Source organism: Ruegeria sp. AP11 (assembly GCF_056535865.1).
The window spans coordinates 151,595-170,106 of the sequence record NZ_JBQFJB010000002.1 but is presented as its reverse complement, the minus strand read 5'-3'; the positions used below and the strand labels follow the sequence as shown (position 1 = coordinate 170,106).

The following is an 18,512-nucleotide window of genomic DNA, read 5'->3' as shown; positions in this document are numbered from 1 at the left end:
ACATCAGCCGAAGGTGGCGCCGTTGATGTTTTCACGGGTGATGACTTCAACTGGAACGACCTCAGCCTGATGGGGCCGGTTTTCCAGTGTCGCGATCAGGGTCTGAACGGCTTGTTCAGCGATCCGTTGCATATTCTGATGAATGACAAGATCCATTGATCCGTCCAGCAGGTAGTTTCTCGTCTTCGGCGTAAGGTTGTGGCCGATCAGCATGATTTCTCCCGTCAAATCGCGATCAGCCAGGGCCGCAACAATGCCTTCGTTGCCGCCGCCAACGTTATAAATGCCCAGCAGCCCAGGATGTTCGTCCAGCATCTGGCCCACCACCACGCGATTTTCCTGAACATCATCGTGGCCGATATAGGTGCCCACAACGCGGAGATGGCTGAAATCCCTTCGCAAGGCTGACCGAAACCCCATCTCTCGATCCGAATGGTTGCGATATAGTTGCTCGCCGGAAATCACGCCGACGGTTCCGGATTGCCGTAGCATCCGACCCATAAAATAGGCCGCTGTTCGTCCTGCGGCCATATTGTCCGTCCCGACAAATTGGCCCAGAACGGGGCTGATCAGATCGGAAACGACAGGAATGCAGGGAATATTCAAACCGTGCAGCTCTTCGACAGCGTCGCGAACCCGCGGATCATCCAAAGCCTGAAAACCCACTGCGTCAATTCCCTGCCCGGCGCAAGCTCTTAGCTTTCGTGCCAACACGGACGGTTCCAGTTTCGTGGAAAACACGCATTCGACCGTTGCGCGGCCATTGGTAAAAACATTCTGAAAGCAATCGCCCAAAAATTCTGTCGATGGCCCGGCTTCCTCTGGCAGAAATATCTTCAGCCGCCAGGGTCGCGCAGGCTGGTCCAATTGAGCGCCGGATTCGATCGCGTGCTTGGCTTGCAATACACGCTGGCGGGTCTCAGGCTTTACGTTTGATCTGTTGTTCAAAACCCGGTCAACCGTAGCGGTGCCGACCCCCGCAATCCTCGCAATCTCGGAGACGCGTGCCTTCTTTGGGATAACTACAGCTTCATCGCTCATAGGCCTCTGCTAACATCATTTTCGATCAAAATCATCCTCAAATAAACTTCAAAGAACATCAAAATCCATCATTACCGTCATCTGATGTATTTTTTCTTGCCACCAAATTGTGAGGGGGCTTATCCCAACGTCATGCACGGGATCGAGTCCCGTTCAGGGAGGATAGCATGACCTACACAGCTAAATTACTGGCCGGGGTTACCGGCCTAATAATGACGGCCAGTTCAGCACTGGCAGCGGACTTCACCTTTAAATATGGCAATGAGCAGCCGGAAACCTCAATCCGTTCGCAGTCCATGGACTGGTTCAAGACCGAACTTGAAAAACGTACGGACGGTCGCATCGAAGTCGAGAATTTCTTCGGTGCCGCGCTTGGTAATGAGCGTGAAATGATGGATCAGGTGACGGCCGGTTTGCTGCAGGGCACGCGTGGCGGTTTCTTTGCCGACGCGTCCGGGGCATTCAACCTGTACCAGTTGCCGTTCCTCGTCGCGAATTGGGATGAGATGGAATGTCTGGTCGGTTCGGACTTCACCAAGGGAGTGCAGGCTCGTGCAGAGGAAAACGGGTACCACATCCCTGCCACCGGTATCAGCCAAGGGTTCCGGGCATATACCAACAACGTTCAGCCAATAACCTCGGTTGGCGATCTGCAAGGTCTGCGCATTCGCGAACCGCAATCTGATCTGATGATCGCCACGGGCACGGCCATCGGGTCTGTTCCGGTCGCCATGCCGTTTTCAGAGGCATATCAGGCATTCAAACAGGGCGTGATCGACGGTCAGCACAACCCGCCGCAAAATATCTGGGACTTTAACATTCATGAAGTCCAGAAGTATCTGACACTGTCGAACCACATGACCGGCCCCGATCCTTTGATCGTCAACAAGGCATGGTATGACGGTTTGCCCGAAGATCTTCAGGCCACCTTTGACGAGGTTGCGGTCGAAGCGATGGCGATGTCGGACAAGCTGTATCGCGATGCTGAAACGAACATCGTCGGCGAACTCGGCAAGCACATGGAGATCAACGAACTGACGCCCGAAGCCCTGGCGGGTTTCCAGGAAGCCGTTGCGCCGGTCTATCAACAAATGATCGACGCAGGTCATTTCACGATGGATGATATCGACGCAGCCCGTGCGGCAGCGGCGTCCTGCGGCTGATCTGAAACGGCAATTCCGGGCGCTCTTACCCTGCGCCCGGATTCCCTTCTTAACGGAACCGGTTTATGGATACGCTCTCTGCAATTGACCGTGTACTGACGCGCGTTATCGAAGCGTTGATGGTCGTGCTGTTTGGGGTGTTTCTGGTGATTGTCGTCACCAAAGTCCTGATGCGCCCCTTTGACATGGCGATCTACGGCGTCGACGAACAGGTCAAGATCGCGTTTCTTTGCACCTCGGCCTTGGGCGGTGCCGTCGCGATTACGAAGCGCGAGCATATCGCAATCACATTCTTCATCGACATGATGCCCTACTACGTCAAAATGGCCTTATACGTGGCAGGGCTTGTCCTTGTCGGAGTGATGAACGCGGCATTGGTCTGGCTGTCCATCGATTGGATCGCAGGGCCAGGCAAAAACATGTGGCAACCCTTCGGGATGCCTCAGGCTTATGTGTTCATCATTGTTCCGATCTCCTGTTCGATTGCCGTGTTTTATTGCTTTGTTCGTGTGGTTCTGACTCTGGGCGGTCGGGATTCCATCGATGTTCTCTGGATGCCGGAGGACTGACATGTTGATCCTGTTTGCCACGCTTGGAATATTGTTGGTCTGCGGAGTTCCAATTGCCTATTCTCTGGGGCTGGCGTCACTGGCGTATTTCCTGATCGAGGCTCCTGCGGCGACCGGGTTCGTTGTTCAGCGTTTCTTCTCCGGCATCAATAATTATCCGCTGGTTTCACTGCCCTTCTTCATCCTGATGGGCTTGGTGATGAATTCCGGAGGCATCACGCGGCGGCTGCTGGACTTGTCCATGTTCTTCGTCGGTCGGTTGAAAGGTGGGCTGGGATTGGTCAACGTCGTGGGCTCGATGATCTTTGGCGGCATCTCGGGTTCTTCCGCCTCGGATACTGCTTCAATCGGGTCTGTGCTGATTCCTGAGATGGAGAAACGAGGATACCCCAAGAGTTTCGCAGCGGGGATCACGGTTGCCTCGTCCACTATGGGCATGATCATCCCGCCGTCTGTTCCCATGATTATCTACGCCGTCGCTGCCGAAGAGAGCATCGGTCGCCTGTTTCTGGGCGGGATCATTCCCGGTATCATGGTTGGTTTACTTCAACTGATCGTCGTGTGGTTGCTGGCCAAGAGGAACGATTACCCGACCGAAGACGTACCGTTCACATTGGCCGAAGCCGGGCGGCAGGCAAGACGTTCTGCCGCCGTAGCACTGATGCCGATCTTGATCGTAGGTTCCGTCGTCTTCGGCTTTGTTACCCCGACCGAAACAGCCGGAGCTGCTGTAGTGTATGGCCTGATCATCGGATTGTTCATTGTCGGCTTTGGTGTTCTGAAAGATCTCCCGGGGGCCATGCGCCACGCAATCATCATGTCCGCTAAGATCATGATGATCATCGCATTCAGTCAGGTGTTCATCACTGTTCTGGCGCTGGAACGTGTACCCAATCAACTGGCCGATTTCGTTTCGGGACTCGGACTTGGCCCGGTCGCCTTCATGGTTCTGACAGCCATTTTGATCCTGATGGCGGGTACGTTCATCGACGTTAGCCCCGCCATTCTTTTGCTGACACCGGTTCTATTGCCGGTCGCTGAAAAGCTGGGCGTGTCTGGCGTGCATTTTGGTGTGGTGATGGTTTCGGGTCTGGCGGTTGGTGCGTGCACGCCACCGGTGGGGAATTGCCTGAACGTCTGCGCTGCAATCTGCCGGATGCCGATCGGAAAGATTTTCGTCGGGGCCGCGCCGTTCCTGCTGGCAAATGTGGTGGTGCTGATTTTGATCGCGATCTTCCCGCAACTGGTCATGTGGATACCGGACGCGGTCATGGGGCCGTAACGACACGGAATTGGGCAGCGGGGTGTCTTCCGGACCTGCCCGGCCTTGGTCAGCCAATGCCTGAAATCCCCGCACACATCGACGCCTCGGAAATTGGGGCGCCAAACCTCAACTCCGGCCGGGCCGGACGACACATTAGGAAGACAATTATGCAACGTGCAGGTGTCATTGGATTAGGGGATATGGGCAGCGGGTTGGCGAGGAACCTGATCAAAAACGGGTTCGAAACCACCGGGTTTGATCTGAGTGAAGCGCGCCTGAAGGCGCTGGCTGAAATGGGCGGAACGCCTGCAGCAAGTGTGGTAGATGTAGGGGCCAACGCGGATGCGGTCTATGTCATGGTTATGAACGGCGATCAGGCCAAGGCTGTCATTCTTGGTGAAAACGGTCTGGTCCGTCACATGGCGCAAGGCGGGGCGGTCATTCTGACAGCCACGATCAAACCGCGTGAGGCCCGCGAGATTGGCGAGGCCATGGTCGGTTCGGGCATCCACCTGATCGACAGCCCCGTCTCTGGCGGATTTCCAGGCGCTCAGGGCGGCACTCTTACCATGATGGCCGCGGCCCCCGATGCCATACTGGACGAATTCCAACCAGTGATGGAGGCGGTCTCGGCCACCATTCACCGCGTAGGGGACGGGCCCGGCCAAGGTCAGACCGTAAAAGCATGTCTGCAGACTCTGATCGGTTCAATCTTTTCGGCAACATTTGAGGCGTCGGTTCTTGCCGCCAAGGCGGGCGTGAAGGGCGAAAACCTGTTCAAGGTCTTTTCGACCTCTGGCGCGGGATGCGGATGCACTAACACGGCGTTGGAGAACATCATCGACCGTAAATTCGAAAACACCGGCTCGGGCATCGGCACCATGCACAAGGACCTGACCATCTCACTGGATCTGGCCGAAGAGCTAGGCGTTCCGATGCATACTGCTTCATCTGCCATGCAGATTTTCCATGCTGGCAAAACCAAATTCCCCGATGGCGACAACTGGGCCTGCACCCGTGTGATCGAAGACATTGTCGGCGCTGAGTTGCATCGCTGAGAAAGGACAAGAACATGAAACTTGGCGTTATCTGTGATGGCATCAGTCGGGACCTGAAACACGCGGTCGATGTGATGGATGAGTTTGATCTCGAATATGCGGAACTACAATTCGTCGGCGATACCGAGGTTGGCGATCACTCGGCGGATGAGATCCGGGAAATTGATACGCTGCTGCGTGACCGCGGCAAGCCTGTATCCTGTCTGTCGCGCCACATCTTCGCGGGAATGAGCGGAGCGAACAAACCAGGGGACGACCTGCACAGCAAGCATTTGGATTCTCTGAAGCGCGTGATCGACATGGCGCATGTGGTCGGTAGCCCATTGGTTCGCATTATGACGCCCAAGAAAGAGCAAATCCTTTGGGGGTACGGAGGTGCCGAAAAGTGGAACGTCGCCAAGGGTGCATGGGACGCGATGCTGCCCCTGATTGCACCGGCGATTGACGTTGCCAAGGACGGCGGAGTGACTTTGGTCGTCGAAACGGGCAACGGGACCATGGTGAATTCGAATTACACCGCCCGTAAGCTGATCGATGATCTGGATGCCAAAGACACGTTAAAGGTACTTTGGGACCCGGCCAACAATTGCTGGTGTCACGAACAAGCGTTTCCTGCTGGGTATGACGAAGTAAAAGATGGTTATCTCGGGCACATCCACATCAAGGACGTTCAAGTCGACACGCCCCGCGCGACATTGACGGTCAAACAAATGGGCGAAGGCCAACTGGCCGATCAGTTTCAGCCGATGGCGGATGCTCTGAAAGCCGACGCCTATGATGGGGTGATATCATTCGAAAGTGTCTACCACCCCGGTAACGGAAATTTCGAAGACGGTTTCCGCCGCTGTATTGATCGCTTCAAAGAGCATTTTGGTTGAACCTCCGGCGAGACCGCTACGGCCAATCGATGTTCCTCCCAATACATCGTTCGGCCGAAACACAGACCCGTCGTCAGGCGGGTCTGTTTTGGGTTTCAGGTGAAAACTGAATGATGGTCAAAAGATCTAATTCTGCGGGACGATTGAGGATATTTCGCATCAATTGCCGCAAAAAAAATTCCCTTTCGGCAATCGTGCCGCAGTACATCAATGGCAGCTTAGGCGGACGGCACCGTAGCGTGGAGATAGTCTGGTCAACGTCCGCAAGGGGTGATCCTTGCGCAGACCCATGGCAGCAATCAGAGCTTCGAAGTCACTCGTGCGTGCGCAGCATTTGTCAAAATGGGCTCACAGTTGACTTCGGAGGCAGGGTTGTGTCGCAAACTTTTGGAACGACCAGAGCCAGCGATATGCTAGACGCAGTTATCCTGCGATCTCAGCAAACATCCGAAAGCCGGAAGTCGTATCACTAGTGAATTGCTTCTTCCGGATCATGTTGGCTACCTCAATGCCATCCAGTGTGGCTGAAGCTGATCTGAACGACTTGAACCCACACATGTGCCGCACGCGTCGTTTGATAAATCTGTGATCCTGTTCGATCAGGTTATTCAGATATTTGGACCTGACCGTTTGGATTTTGGCTGGGCAGCCGAACCGCTTCAGGGTTCTGTTCACCTCTCGAATGCCCGCTGCGTTGGCGCCACTTTTGTCAATGACAATCTTGCTCGGGATTCCATTAGAAGACAGAGCTTTGGCAAAGAACCTGGCTGCTGCTGGACGGTTCCTACGCTCAGACAGCATGAAATCAAGAGTATTCCCAGCTTTATCGACGGCCCGATAGAGGTACATCCACTTGCCGCGAACACGAATATAGGTCTCGTCCATGCGCCAGGAGCTCAGCGTTGGGCGTTTCTTCGATTGCGCTCTTGCTGCGATCATCGGTGAATACTTAACAACCCACCTGTTAAGTGTAGCGTGGTCCACCTGCACACCGCGCTCAGCCATGACCTCTTCAAGGTCACGATAGGACACTGTGTACCGCAGATAGAAGTAAACAGCGTACAAAACTGTATCCTTGGGGAAATGACTGCCCTTTAACGAGATCATGCTCAAAAAAACCTGTTCGAAATATTTCGAACAGTACAAACCTCAGATCACGCAGGCTCGTCAACTAGACCCCAGAGTTTGCGGCACATCCGTGATAAGTCCCAGAATACCATTGGAGGCGAATTTGACCTTTTATTTAGTAATCAAATTATCATTCTGCTGCGTCCGGAAAACTATTTTCGAGGTAGACACCTTTCACGCGCTCTTTGGTTGGATCAAAATGCGGGAACGGAACCATTCTCGCCTTTAAACGCTTTTGCTGCCCATCCAGTTGACCAATTTCTATGTCGCACCCCACGATCGCATGGGTCGACGCAACACGGCCCAAGGCGATGACTTTTCCCAAGATGGGTGATTTCATTGCACTGGTGATTTCGCCAACCTGTGCCTTTCCGATGCGCACGCAATCGCCGGGCGCGGGGACCGTGCCCCCTTCGACTTCGAAACCGACCAATTTACGATGCGGGTGTGCTTTGCGCTCTTCGATTGCCACCCGTCCGATGAAATCGTCGGTTTTTGACTTCAGTGGCACAGTAAAGCCGATACCTGCTTCAAACGGATCCGTCTGATCGTCGAATTCCGACCCTGCAAAGATCAATCCACCTTCGATCCGCAACATGTCGAGCGCGGCAAGCCCGAGCGGTGCGACGCCATATTCCTGACCGACTTCCCAGACCCGATCAAAGACTTCGACGGCGTCTTTGGGATGGCAGAAGATTTCATACCCTAGCTCGCCGGAATATCCAGTCCGGGAAATCACGACCGAGGTTCCGCGCACGTCTCCGACCCGGGCCACTGTCAGCCGGAACCACGGCAGCTCTTCAATCGTCGGCTGCTGGGGGGGTGTCCAGAAGATCTGCGAGAGGATGTCGCGGCTATGCCGCCCTTGAACCGCGATGTTATGCAACTGATCCGTCGAGTTGCGCACCCAGACGTTCAGGTTCCGCTTGCGCGCCTGTTCCTGCAGCCACAAACCGCTGGTGTCGTTGCCTCCAATCCAGCGGAAATTGGTCTCGCCCAGGCGATAAACGGTGCCGTCGTCGATCATGCCACCGTGCTCATAACACATGGCTGTATAGACCACCTGACCAACGCTTAGCTTTTTCATATTGCGGGTCACGCAAAGCTGCATCAGCTCTTCGGCGTCCGGGCCGACAACTTCGTACTTGCGCAGTGGGCTCAGGTCCATAACGGCGACTTTGTCCCGACAGGCCCAGTATTCGGCGATCGCGCCATGATTGGTCATCGTGTTGGGCAGCCAGTAGCCGTTGTATTCGACGAAATCACGGGTATGACGCGCAAAGCAGTCGTGAAATGCTGTTTTCTTGGTTTCTTCCACATCCGCCTCCGCAGATTTTCTGTAGCCGTAGGACCGCTTGAAGTCCTCGGTCGCCTTGTAGGTTCGCACCTGAATGTCGGTCGGGTTCCAGCCGTTGGCCGGGTCGATGTCGCAGGGACAGCCGGTGCTGACGCAGACCAGATCCGTCAGTGCGCGCAGCAGCACGAAGTCACCGGGCCGCGACCAGGGATCGTCCATTCCGATGGCGTTGGTCTCGTCCAGCATTGTGTTGAAGAAGAAGTTGATCGCAGGCCAGCCACCGCGCGGGCGGATGCCATACTGGTCCAGATCCTTGTTGATGTTGTCCGAGCAGTTCACATGGCCGGGATAGCCCAGATCCTCATAGTACCGCGCCGTGCAGGCCAACCCGAACGTATCGTGACGTCCGCAGGTGTCTTGAACGATCTCGACAAGGGGTTCCTGATCCACCGACCAGTATTTCGAGAATATGCCCGGTTGTGGATACAAGCTTCCCATCAGGCTACGGGTTGTGGTGGGATCAATCTCACGCTCGATCCCCTGATCCAATGCGCGGCGGCTGAAGGCTTGAAAATCCGAGCACTCGCGGCCCCGGATATCGACAATCTGGATGAACTCTCCGGCCTTGACCTCATAAGATTTGGCATTGCCCGGCTGGATGTTGATGTCCTTGACAGGATCGGCCAGCGGTTCGGGCGGACCCATTTCGGGTTTCTCGAGGCCGGGCGCGGCCCGCTGAATGTACAGAATGATGTCGGTCGGAGGGTTGTTGTCTTCGGGCCGCATCGCTTCGCCCGGTGCGGCGACAATCAGCAGGCCGTCATTTTCTGCTACGAAGTGCACCATATCGCCCGGGCGCGATCCGTCCGAGAAGGCCCGGACTGCATCTCCGCGTCCGATATCGAAGCCTGCGATCTCTAAAGCGCGCAGCACTTTCTTGCCCGAGGCCGAGCCATTCGCCAGAGTTGCAATCAACCCTTCAGGCCGCCCATGCCCCTGCGCCCCGAGCATGGCTGCATCCGAGCTTCGATCGGGGGCAAAGAACACCATCTCGGCCGGTTGCATCCCATCGCGATCCAGCAAAGTGATCTTGTCGCCTTTGGACACCGGAACCGCACGCGACCCGGCGCCGGGGACGGGATGGCGTTCCGTTCCATGAGGCAGGATCGGAAGGCCGGGCGCCAATACCCCGCTGCGTTCATACGGTACCTCAAAAACCGGCTTCACATTCATAATGCACCTTCCTGAATGGATTCCGTCGCACCTCGGTGCGTGACTACCAAAAGACAGCCCGCCTTAGTGTGCGAGCAATGGCTGGATCCTGCGGCGAGGCTGACGAAATCCCCGCTGCGATAACAATATCCATCGTGATCGGTCAGATCGCCTTCGAGGACAAAGAACTCTTCTGGCCCGTGATGGATGTGGGGGTTCGAGCGTGTGCCCGGCTCCATCTTCATCAGATAGCTGCCTTGCCCGGTTTCCTCATCAAAACTCACGTTCTTCCACCAGATCTGCTCGTCTGGCAGGCCTTCCATCCGCATCCGGACAAATCCTGTATCGTCGAAACGGGCAACACTGCGTCTGTTTTGTAGCTGTGCCATCTCAGTCTAGTCCCAGTCGCTTTTTACGCGTTTCCGCCCAGCTGTTGATGGCCATGTCAAAGGTCAACGCCATCAGCGACACGTTTAGGCCAAGCACAAAGTTCTTACCCAGCTCGGTGCCTGCCAGTGTCCGCTGCAATTCCTGTCCCAGATCCTGCGTGCCGATGAACGCCGCGATGATGACCATGAAAAAGGCAAACATGATCGCCTGATTGAACCCGACGGCCATTGTTGGCAGCGCCAGCGGAAATTGAACCGACATCAGCTTTTGCCGCCGCGTGGACCCGGACATGTCTGCCGCTTCGGTCATTTCCGGGGGCACACTGCTGAGGCCAATAATGGTGTACCGGATCAATGGCACGGCGGCGAAGATCAGGATCGAGAACACGACGGCCACATCATTGACGCCGAACAGCATAATTGCTGGGATCAGATAGATGAAACTGGGGAAAGTCTGCGCGGTGTCGCAGGCTAGAAGGATGCTTTTCGACCAGCGCTCGGACCGGGCGGCAATCACGCCAAGCGGTATGCCGATCAAGGTGGCGAGCGCGACGGCCGAGATCACTGTATACAGCGTGATCACCGACCGGTCCCACCAACCCGAGAATGCGACGATGGTAAAGAACACCGCAGCGTAGATGCCGGGGCGGCGTCCGCCGACCCAATAGGCAAAGGCAACGACCAGCAGGATGAAGGCGGGGGTAGGGATCGCCAGCAACGTGTCCCGGAACGGGATCAGAACCTTGACGTTCAGGAACCAGCGCAACCATTCGGTCGTTCCCTTGATGGCATCGATCGCCAGAATCGACTTGATTACCACGTCAATTTCCTTGCCTTGGCTCAGGTGCTGCTCGCGGCCAACTTCGGCAAGGATCGGGAACAGCTGCGAGAGCAGGATAAACCCGACAAACAGACCCAGCGCGACCAGCGAGATCTGGTGCCGCTTCCACCAGGGAGTGCCGCGTTCAAAGTGAACCGGTTGCTTGACCACCCATGCTTTCGACATGCGGTCCAGCGTTACGGCCAGAAGAACGATGGTAACGCCGATCTCGAAGGAGCGGCCCAGTTTGAAGCTGCCCATCATCGCCAGCAGCTTGGCGCCAAGTCCAGGCATGCCGATGAAGGCGGTCAGAACCACCATGGCCAGACACAGCATGATCACCTGATTGACGCCAACCAAAATTTCGGTACGTGCCGCCGGAACACAGACATGACGCAGCATCTGCCAGCGGGTGCATCCAGACATCTGACCCGCTTCGATCACTTCAGGACTGACCTTTTTAAGGCCCAGTGTTGTCATCAGGATCATCGGCGGGATGGCGAATGTAATCGTTGCCACGGCACCGGCAGTTGGCCCGACTTTAAAGAAGATCACCGCAGGCAGCAGGTAAGTAAAAAAAGGCAGGGTCTGCAACACGGACAAGATGGGCTTCAGCATCCGCTCGAACCAGCCATATTTCCACGCGGCGATACCCAGAACCAGACCCAGCAGGAACGCCAAAGGTGCCGCGACAACAATCACGGACATGGTTTGCATGGCGATTTTCCACTGTCCGATTGCCGCCGTCCAGATGAAGGTGCCCGCTCCAAGGGCTGCCAATTTCCATCCCCCGACAGCATAGCCAACAACACCGGCAACAGCGGCGATCGCAGACCATGGGATCGGTCCCAGATTAGGCCAGCGGCGCTTGCCTTCCAAAAGGTTGGCCGATGTGTCCAACAAAAACTCCAGCGGACCTTCGGCGATGAAGCGAGTCACATAGATCAGGCCAAGGTCGTTCTGGATGAAGCTGAAGATTGCATCCAGAACCTGCGCTGTGGGCGGGATGGCCGATTCGGGAATGCGGTTCAGCCATTCGGGCATAACACCGACGGCCTTGGCAAGGATCAGTACAAAGGCCACGACCAACAATGCCGTGAGCACGCGGGTACGCCCCCACGGCTTGTCCGAGGCCTCGTGCAGATCAGTGGACAGCGTCGCCATCATTCGGCTCCGAGCAGTACGTTCAACGCGGCATCGCGTTCCAGTACGCCGGTGACAACGCCTTTGTCATCGGCGACCGGCAACAGGATGCGGTTGTCATTGACCAGAACACGCGCCAATTCGTGGATGGTCGAACCACCATTGATAGGCGTGCCTTCCAGAGCATGCCCATTGATCGGTTTCGCCAGCCCTTTTGCGTGTACGACACGGGCTTTGTCGATGTCTTCGGTAAATTTTGCCACGTATTCGGTGGCCGGGTTCATGACGATCTGATCAGGTGTATCGCATTGTTCAACCGCGCCGTTGCGCATGATTGCGATGCGATCTGCGAGACGCAGCGCTTCGTCGAAATCGTGAGTGATAAAGACGATGGTTTTGCCCAGCATCTCTTGCAGCCGCAGGAATTCATCCTGCATTTCACGGCGGATCAATGGATCAAGGGCCGAGAACGGCTCGTCCAGAAACCAGATGTCCGGCTCAATCGCCAGGGACCGGGCGATGCCGACGCGTTGCTGTTGCCCTCCGCTGAGCTCGCGCGGGAAATATTCTTCACGGCCTTCTAGGCCGACCAGTTTTACAACTTCCAAAGCGCGCTCGCGTCGGTCATGACGATCTTGGCCGCGCATTTCCAAAGGGAAGGCCACGTTGTCCAGAACGGTACGATGCGGCAGCAAGCCAAAGGACTGGAACACCATGCCCATCTTGTTGCGGCGCAACTCAATCAGGTCACGTTCGCTCAGGCTCATAATATCCTGGCCGTCGACCTCAATGATGCCTCCAGTAATGTCATGCAGCCGCGAAAAACACCGTACCAGGGTGGATTTTCCTGATCCCGACAACCCCATGATGACCAGCATTTCACCTCGGCCAACCTCAATCGATACATCCTTGACCCCGGCGATGTAGCCGTCCGCACGTATCTCATCGAAGCTGCGGCCCGCGGGAATAGATTTCAGATAGGTCTCAGGAGAAGCTCCAAACAATTTCCAGACGTTTTTGGCTGAGATGACGGGCGCTGTGGTGGACATGGCTGCCTTCTTTCTTGTTAGGCACGGCCTTGCTTCACTGAGATCGGCAAGGCCGCGCCAGTTTCGTTGCGAATGACCGGATTATCAGCTGCAGGCGCTGATCCAGGGGTCAACAACGGCGCGGTTAGCATCCAGCCATTCGGCTGCTGCCTCTTCCGGTTCCAGCTCGTCTGTGTCGACCAGCTTGGCCATTTCCGCGATTTGCGGGTTGGTGAACGAAATTTCAGTCAATACGCAATAGGCCGCCGGCCACTTGTCTTTCATGCCATCCCACGCAGCTTTTTTCAGGTAACCGGTGGCTGGATTACCGCAATCATACAAAGCCTCGGGATTCGGACCTTTGGATGGATCTTTGTCGCAACCATCTTCCCAGGCAGGAAATTCGACAAACTCACCGGGCCAGACAGCTTCGGCAAAGTTGGGTGTCCAGTTGAAGACCAGAACCGGCTTCTTGTCCGCCTCTGCGGCGCCGATCTCGGCCCAAAGGGCTGCAGCCGAACCTGCATTGATCACAGTGAAATTCAGATCAAGAGCTTCGGCGCGTTCTTTACCATGCTTCAACCAGTCTACCGGACCATCCAAATATCGACCCTTGTCGCCGGTTTCCGCTGTTGCAAACAGATGCGCACAGTCGTTCAGAGCTTTCCAGTCGGGCAGGCCGGGGCAGGACTCTTTGGTCCACATCGGATACCACCAGTCCTCGCGGGTGACGGCATCGTGGTCACCTGCATCATGCAGACCACCCTTTTCCAGAGCCGTGCGGAAGGATGCTCCAAATGCGCCTTCCCAGACTTCCATCTCAAGCGTGACGTCGCCCAGACGCACCGACTCGTAGACCGCCTGACTGTCGGTCGTGACGTATTCGACATTATCGCCGATCTCTTCGAACAACTGGCCGACCACGTAAGACATCACAATCTGGCTGGACCAGTTGTGAATTGGGATGACGATCGGATCGCTGCTGTCTTCTGCGATCGCACCGGTGCCCGCTACCGCTGCCAAGGTTGCAGCAGAAAGTAGGTTTGAAAGTTTCATGATTGCTCCCTGAGTGACGTTCGATATTGGATTGAGGGCTCTTCCGGCCCCGAATTTGCGTATTCTGCCCAAATTTGCGCGAAACGCAGAACAGAAATTTGAGAGGCGTTGCCCATAAAATCTTGAGGCTAATTCAGTTTTTTACTATCTTAACAGTCAGTTGCCTGATCGGTTTCCAGTCGACGCAGGCGAATGCTCTTTGATTGCAATCCGCTTCAGATTGGGAATCCGCCGTCAGATGCCAAAGAAAGCACCAGTTACCGGGAAGGTTCTTCCACCGCTCGACTACCTTTTGGCTTTTGAAGCGGCCGCCAAGGCCCAGAGTTTTGCGCAGGCCAGCAAGGTGCTCAACATTTCGGAAACAGCAATCAGCCGCAAAGTACGTCTGCTGGAGCAACATTATGACGTACCCTTGTTTGTCAGAGGTCATCGGTCGGTTTCGCTGACACAACAAGGGGCCATATTGCTAGCGACAGTTGAAAAGTCGCTGGATCTGATGCGAGACGTCAGCCGTGATATGTTGGCCAAACATCAGGCCAATACGGTGTCGATCTCCGCGACCAACTCTGTCGCGTCGCTCTGGTTGATGCCGCAACTGCGTAAGTTCAACAAATCCAATGGCCGCATCCGTATTTCGCTGGTGTCTTCGGACAGCGACGCGGAGTGCCTGTCTGATTCTATGGATCTGACGATATTGCGCGGGGAAGGGGATTGGCCCGGATATGAGGCGCAGCTTTTGTTCGGGGAAACCGTTTTCCCGGTATGTAGCCCTGATTATCTCAAAAGTAATCCGAAGGCGGCAGTACTATCCGCGCTGCCGGAATTGGACCTGATTGAGGTGACGAGCAGCCATGCGGAATGGATGACTTGGCATACCTGGCTTGGCAGCAATGGAATTTCCACCTCATTGATGGAACGCGCTGTGGCCTTCAACACCTATCCTCTCTCTATACAAGCAGCTGTTGATGGTTTGGGCGTCGCACTGGGTTGGGCCCATCTTGTTGACCCCCTGCTTGAAAGCGGTGCGTTGGTCAGACCAATCCAGGACATATCGGTACGAACGCAGTCGGGATATTTTCTTCTGAAGAGCCCAACGCAAAAATCATTTCCCGAGCGAGGCATTGTCGAGGATTGGTTGTTAGGGCTCAGCGCAGGGCGCAAACGTTACGCGTGATCCGATGGTGCCATCGCGCGATAAATTTTCTTTCCTTCAATGACTCTGAAATTCAAAGGTTGACCGAAGGGAATAAATATTTACCTTAAAGAAAGTATCTGATTCAGCCCCGGGTCGCATATGCGGACGGGTCTGAATTCGTTCGGCCTACTTTTGCAGGGAGTCCAAAGCCCAATGAGCTATAAATCCGACATCGAAATCGCCCGCGAGGCGAACAAGAAGCCGATTCAGGAAATCGGTGCCAAGATCGGCATCGAATCTGCGGATCTGCTGCCCTATGGCCACGACAAGGCGAAAGTCAGCCAGGACTTCATCAACTCGGTCCAGGACCGCGAAGACGGCAAGCTGATTCTGGTCACCGCGATCAACCCGACGCCTGCAGGCGAAGGCAAGACCACCACCACCGTGGGTCTGGGCGACGGTCTGAACCGCATCGGCAAGAACGCGATGATCTGTATCCGCGAAGCCTCGCTTGGCCCGAACTTCGGTATGAAGGGCGGCGCTGCAGGTGGCGGTTACGCGCAGGTTGTTCCGATGGAGGAAATGAACCTGCACTTCACCGGTGACTTCCATGCGATCACCTCGGCCCACTCGCTGCTGTCGGCGATGATCGACAACCACATCTACTGGGGCAACGAGTGCGAGATCGACACCCGCCGCGTCGCATGGCGCCGCGTGGTTGACATGAATGATCGTGCACTGCGTCAGATCACTGCGTCCTTGGGTGGTGTGTCGAATGGCTTCCCGCGAGAAACTGGTTTTGACATCACTGTGGCATCCGAAGTCATGGCGATCCTCTGCCTGGCAACTGACCTAAAAGACCTGGAGAAGCGCCTGGGTGACATCATCGTGGCCTACCGCCGCGACAAAACCGCTGTCTATTGCCGCGACATTAAAGCCGAAGGCGCAATGACCGTTCTGCTGAAAGACGCGATGCAGCCGAACCTGGTGCAGACGCTGGAAAACAACCCGGCATTTGTCCATGGTGGCCCGTTCGCGAACATCGCACACGGCTGTAACTCGGTCATTGCGACCAAAACCGCTCTGAAAGTGGCTGACTATGTTGTCACCGAAGCCGGTTTCGGTGCTGACCTGGGTGCCGAGAAGTTCATGAACATCAAATGCCGTAAGGCAGGCATCGCGCCTTCGGCTGTGGTGCTGGTTGCTACTGTGCGCGCAATGAAAATGAACGGCGGCGTGGCCAAAGCCGATCTGGGTGCCGAAAACGTCGACGCGGTCAAGTCGGGCTGCGCCAACCTGGGCCGCCACATCGAGAACGTGAAATCCTTCGGCGTTCCGGTTGTCGTCGCCATCAACCACTTCGTCACCGACACTGATGCCGAAGTTGATGCGGTCAAGAACTACTGTGCCGATCACGGTGTCGAGGCGGTTCTGTCGCGTCACTGGGAGCTGGGTTCGGAAGGCTCGGCGCCGCTGGCCGAGAAGGTTGTGGAAATCGTCGAAGGCGGCAGCGCCAACTTCGCGCCGATTTACCCTGACGACATGCCACTGTTCGAGAAGATCGAAACCATCGCCAAGCGTATCTATCGCGCGGATGAGGTGCTGGCCGACAACAAGATCCGCAACCAGCTGCGCGAATGGGAAGAAGCGGGCTATGGCAACCTGCCGGTCTGCATGGCGAAAACCCAGTACTCGTTCTCGACCGATCCGACCCTGCGCGGCGCGCCCACCGGCCACTCGGTTCCGGTGCGTGAGGTCCGCCTGTCCGCAGGTGCCGGTTTCATCGTGGTTGTCTGCGGCGAGATCATGACCATGCCCGGTCTGCCCCGCAAACCCGCGGCCGAGACAATCCGCCTCAACGAAGAAGGCCAGATCGAGGGCTTGTTCTAAGCCGCCGAATAAGACATCTCGTGGTCCGGGGAATATGCCCGGGCCACGAGGAGATCGACATGCCCACTCTGACACCGCCGCAAGATTGCCACTCGATGCCGGACCTACGGATTCAGATCGACGCGCTGGACCGTCAGCTGATCGAGATGCTGGTGACCCGTGCGGGATATATCGACCGGGCCTCGCAGCTGAAGCAGGGCGTGGGGCTGCCGGCCCGCATCCCCGAACGTGTCGAGGAAGTGGTGCAGAAGGTGCGTGACAACGCGGAGCGGACGGGCATGGACCCCGATCTTGCCGAACAGTTGTGGCGCGTATTGATTGACTGGTCGATTGCGCGCGAAGAACGCGTGCTCGGCCCTGATTGACCGGGCGCAACAGGCGCCCGATCCGTTTTGAAAGAAGGGATCGAAGAATGGTAGCCCAGGTTATCGACGGTAAGGCTTTTGCGGCCAAAGTGCGCGCGCAGGTGGCCGATCAGGTCGCGAAACTGAAAGAGGAAAACGGCATTACCCCGGTCTGGCCGTGGTTCTGGTGGGCGAAGACCCGGCCAGCCAGGTCTATGTCCGCTCGAAGGGCAAGATGACCGTCGAGGTCGGCATGAACTCGTATGAGCACAAGCTGGATGTCGACACGTCCGAAGAGGATCTGCTGGCGCTGATCGACAAGCTGAACAACGATCCTGCCGTGCATGGCATTCTGGTGCAACTGCCGCTGCCCGGGCATCTGAACGAGGATCTGGTGATCAACTCGATCGACCCGGCCAAGGATGTGGACGGCTTCCACATCTCGAATGTGGGCCTGCTGGGTACCGGTCAGAAGTCGATGGTGCCCTGCACGCCGCTGGGCTGCCTGATGTTGCTGCGTGACCACCACGGCTCGCTGTCGGGGATGGATGCGGTTGTGATCGGCCGGTCGAACATCGTGGGCAAGCCGATGGCGCAGCTGCTGTTGGGCGACAGCTGCACCGTAACCATCGCGCACAGCCGCACCAAGGATCTGCCGGATGTGGTGCGCCGCGCCGATATCGTTGTCGCCGCCGTAGGCCGCCCCGAGATGGTGCCGGGCGACTGGATCAAGGAAGGCACTACCGTGATTGACGTGGGCATCAACCGGATCGAGCGTGACGGCAAGAACAAGCTGGTCGGCGATGTCGACTTTGCCAGCGCAGCCGAGCGCGCGGGTGCCATCACCCCCGTCCCCGGAGGCGTCGGCCCCATGACCATCGCCTGCCTGCTGGCCAACACCCTCACCGCCGCATGCCGCGCGAACAGCCTGCCGGAACCCGAAGGTCTCACGGCGTGAGCCTCCCTGCCGCCTCTCAAACCGGCGGCAGGCTCCTTGCCTGCACCAACGCGCATCATTATTGGCGTTTTGCATGCCGTGCCGCGCGTATGGTGATCGTGTCCATTGGTCATTCGGCGTCGAATGCTGCGCGCGTCCG

The 18,512-nt window shown here is 56.5% G+C and carries 15 protein-coding genes and 1 pseudogene; 9 read left to right on the top strand and 7 right to left on the bottom strand.

Going from position 1 to position 18,512, the window contains the following annotated elements:
* Positions 1 to 3 precede the first annotated feature (3 nt).
* On the bottom strand, positions 4 to 1,041 hold the full coding sequence (locus ACR3E4_RS18665; RefSeq protein WP_480536361.1) for a LacI family DNA-binding transcriptional regulator: 1,038 nt from the start codon (positions 1,039 to 1,041) through the stop codon (positions 4 to 6).
* A 167-nt stretch (positions 1,042 to 1,208) separates the two neighbouring features.
* On the opposite strand from ACR3E4_RS18665, the gene ACR3E4_RS18660 reads away from it, so the two are divergent.
* From ACR3E4_RS18660 to ACR3E4_RS18640, 5 genes are all read left to right on the top strand, one after another.
* Complete coding sequence (locus tag ACR3E4_RS18660) at positions 1,209 to 2,204, top strand: TRAP transporter substrate-binding protein (protein WP_480536362.1); 996 nt, start codon at positions 1,209 to 1,211, stop codon at positions 2,202 to 2,204.
* Between the two features lie 65 nt (positions 2,205 to 2,269).
* Positions 2,270 to 2,773 carry a TRAP transporter small permease gene (locus tag ACR3E4_RS18655; protein WP_480536363.1) on the top strand — a complete coding sequence of 168 codons (504 nt, stop codon included), beginning with the start codon at positions 2,270 to 2,272 and terminating at the stop codon, positions 2,771 to 2,773.
* A 1-nt stretch (position 2,774) separates the two neighbouring features.
* Entirely contained in the window at positions 2,775 to 4,055 is a 1,281-nt protein-coding gene (locus tag ACR3E4_RS18650; protein WP_480536364.1) for a TRAP transporter large permease, read from the top strand.
* Between the two features lie 149 nt (positions 4,056 to 4,204).
* Complete coding sequence (locus ACR3E4_RS18645; RefSeq protein ID WP_480536365.1) at positions 4,205 to 5,095, top strand: NAD(P)-dependent oxidoreductase; 891 nt, start codon at positions 4,205 to 4,207, stop codon at positions 5,093 to 5,095.
* Between the two features lie 14 nt (positions 5,096 to 5,109).
* The gene (locus tag ACR3E4_RS18640) at positions 5,110 to 5,973 is read left to right on the top strand and encodes a sugar phosphate isomerase/epimerase family protein (protein ID WP_480536366.1); all 864 of its coding nucleotides are present in this window, start codon (positions 5,110 to 5,112) and stop codon (positions 5,971 to 5,973) included.
* A 423-nt stretch (positions 5,974 to 6,396) separates the two neighbouring features.
* On the opposite strand, the gene ACR3E4_RS18635 is transcribed toward ACR3E4_RS18640, so the two are convergent.
* The 6 genes from ACR3E4_RS18635 to ACR3E4_RS18610 form a co-directional block, all read right to left on the bottom strand.
* Complete coding sequence (locus tag ACR3E4_RS18635; protein ID WP_480536380.1) at positions 6,397 to 7,080, bottom strand: IS6 family transposase; 684 nt, start codon at positions 7,078 to 7,080, stop codon at positions 6,397 to 6,399.
* A gap of 151 nt (positions 7,081 to 7,231) precedes the next feature.
* Positions 7,232 to 9,631, bottom strand: a complete 2,400-nt coding sequence (locus ACR3E4_RS18630) for a trimethylamine N-oxide demethylase (protein WP_480536368.1) — start codon at positions 9,629 to 9,631, stop codon at positions 7,232 to 7,234.
* Positions 9,628 to 9,999, bottom strand: coding sequence for a cupin domain-containing protein (locus tag ACR3E4_RS18625; protein WP_480536370.1), 372 nt, complete (start codon positions 9,997 to 9,999; stop codon positions 9,628 to 9,630). Before ACR3E4_RS18625 ends, ACR3E4_RS18630 begins: the two co-directional genes overlap by 4 nt.
* A gap of 1 nt (position 10,000) precedes the next feature.
* Positions 10,001 to 11,983 carry an ABC transporter permease gene (locus ACR3E4_RS18620; protein WP_480536372.1) on the bottom strand — a complete coding sequence of 661 codons (1,983 nt, stop codon included), beginning with the start codon at positions 11,981 to 11,983 and terminating at the stop codon, positions 10,001 to 10,003.
* Positions 11,983 to 13,011, bottom strand: a complete 1,029-nt coding sequence (locus tag ACR3E4_RS18615; RefSeq protein WP_480536373.1) for a quaternary amine ABC transporter ATP-binding protein — start codon at positions 13,009 to 13,011, stop codon at positions 11,983 to 11,985. Before ACR3E4_RS18615 ends, ACR3E4_RS18620 begins: the two co-directional genes overlap by 1 nt.
* An 84-nt stretch (positions 13,012 to 13,095) precedes the next feature.
* Entirely contained in the window at positions 13,096 to 14,046 is a 951-nt protein-coding gene (locus ACR3E4_RS18610) for an ABC transporter substrate-binding protein (protein WP_480536375.1), read from the bottom strand.
* Positions 14,047 to 14,284: 238 nt separating this feature from the next.
* Here ACR3E4_RS18610 and ACR3E4_RS18605 point away from each other — a divergent pair, with 238 nt between their 5' ends.
* The 4 genes and pseudogenes from ACR3E4_RS18605 to folD all read left to right on the top strand — a co-directional run bounded on the left by ACR3E4_RS18605 (position 14,285) and on the right by folD (position 18,373).
* On the top strand, positions 14,285 to 15,220 hold the full coding sequence (locus ACR3E4_RS18605) for a LysR substrate-binding domain-containing protein (RefSeq protein ID WP_480536376.1): 936 nt from the start codon (positions 14,285 to 14,287) through the stop codon (positions 15,218 to 15,220).
* 174 nt (positions 15,221 to 15,394) lie between these two features.
* Positions 15,395 to 17,071, top strand: a complete 1,677-nt coding sequence (locus tag ACR3E4_RS18600; protein WP_480536662.1) for a formate--tetrahydrofolate ligase — start codon at positions 15,395 to 15,397, stop codon at positions 17,069 to 17,071.
* Between the two features lie 59 nt (positions 17,072 to 17,130).
* A complete protein-coding gene (locus tag ACR3E4_RS18595) occupies positions 17,131 to 17,436 on the top strand; it encodes a chorismate mutase (protein ID WP_480536660.1) in 306 nt (101 codons plus the stop codon).
* A 47-nt stretch (positions 17,437 to 17,483) separates the two neighbouring features.
* Positions 17,484 to 18,373: pseudogene (gene folD / locus ACR3E4_RS18590) on the top strand (bifunctional methylenetetrahydrofolate dehydrogenase/methenyltetrahydrofolate cyclohydrolase FolD).
* The last annotated feature ends 139 nt before the right edge of the window (positions 18,374 to 18,512 follow it).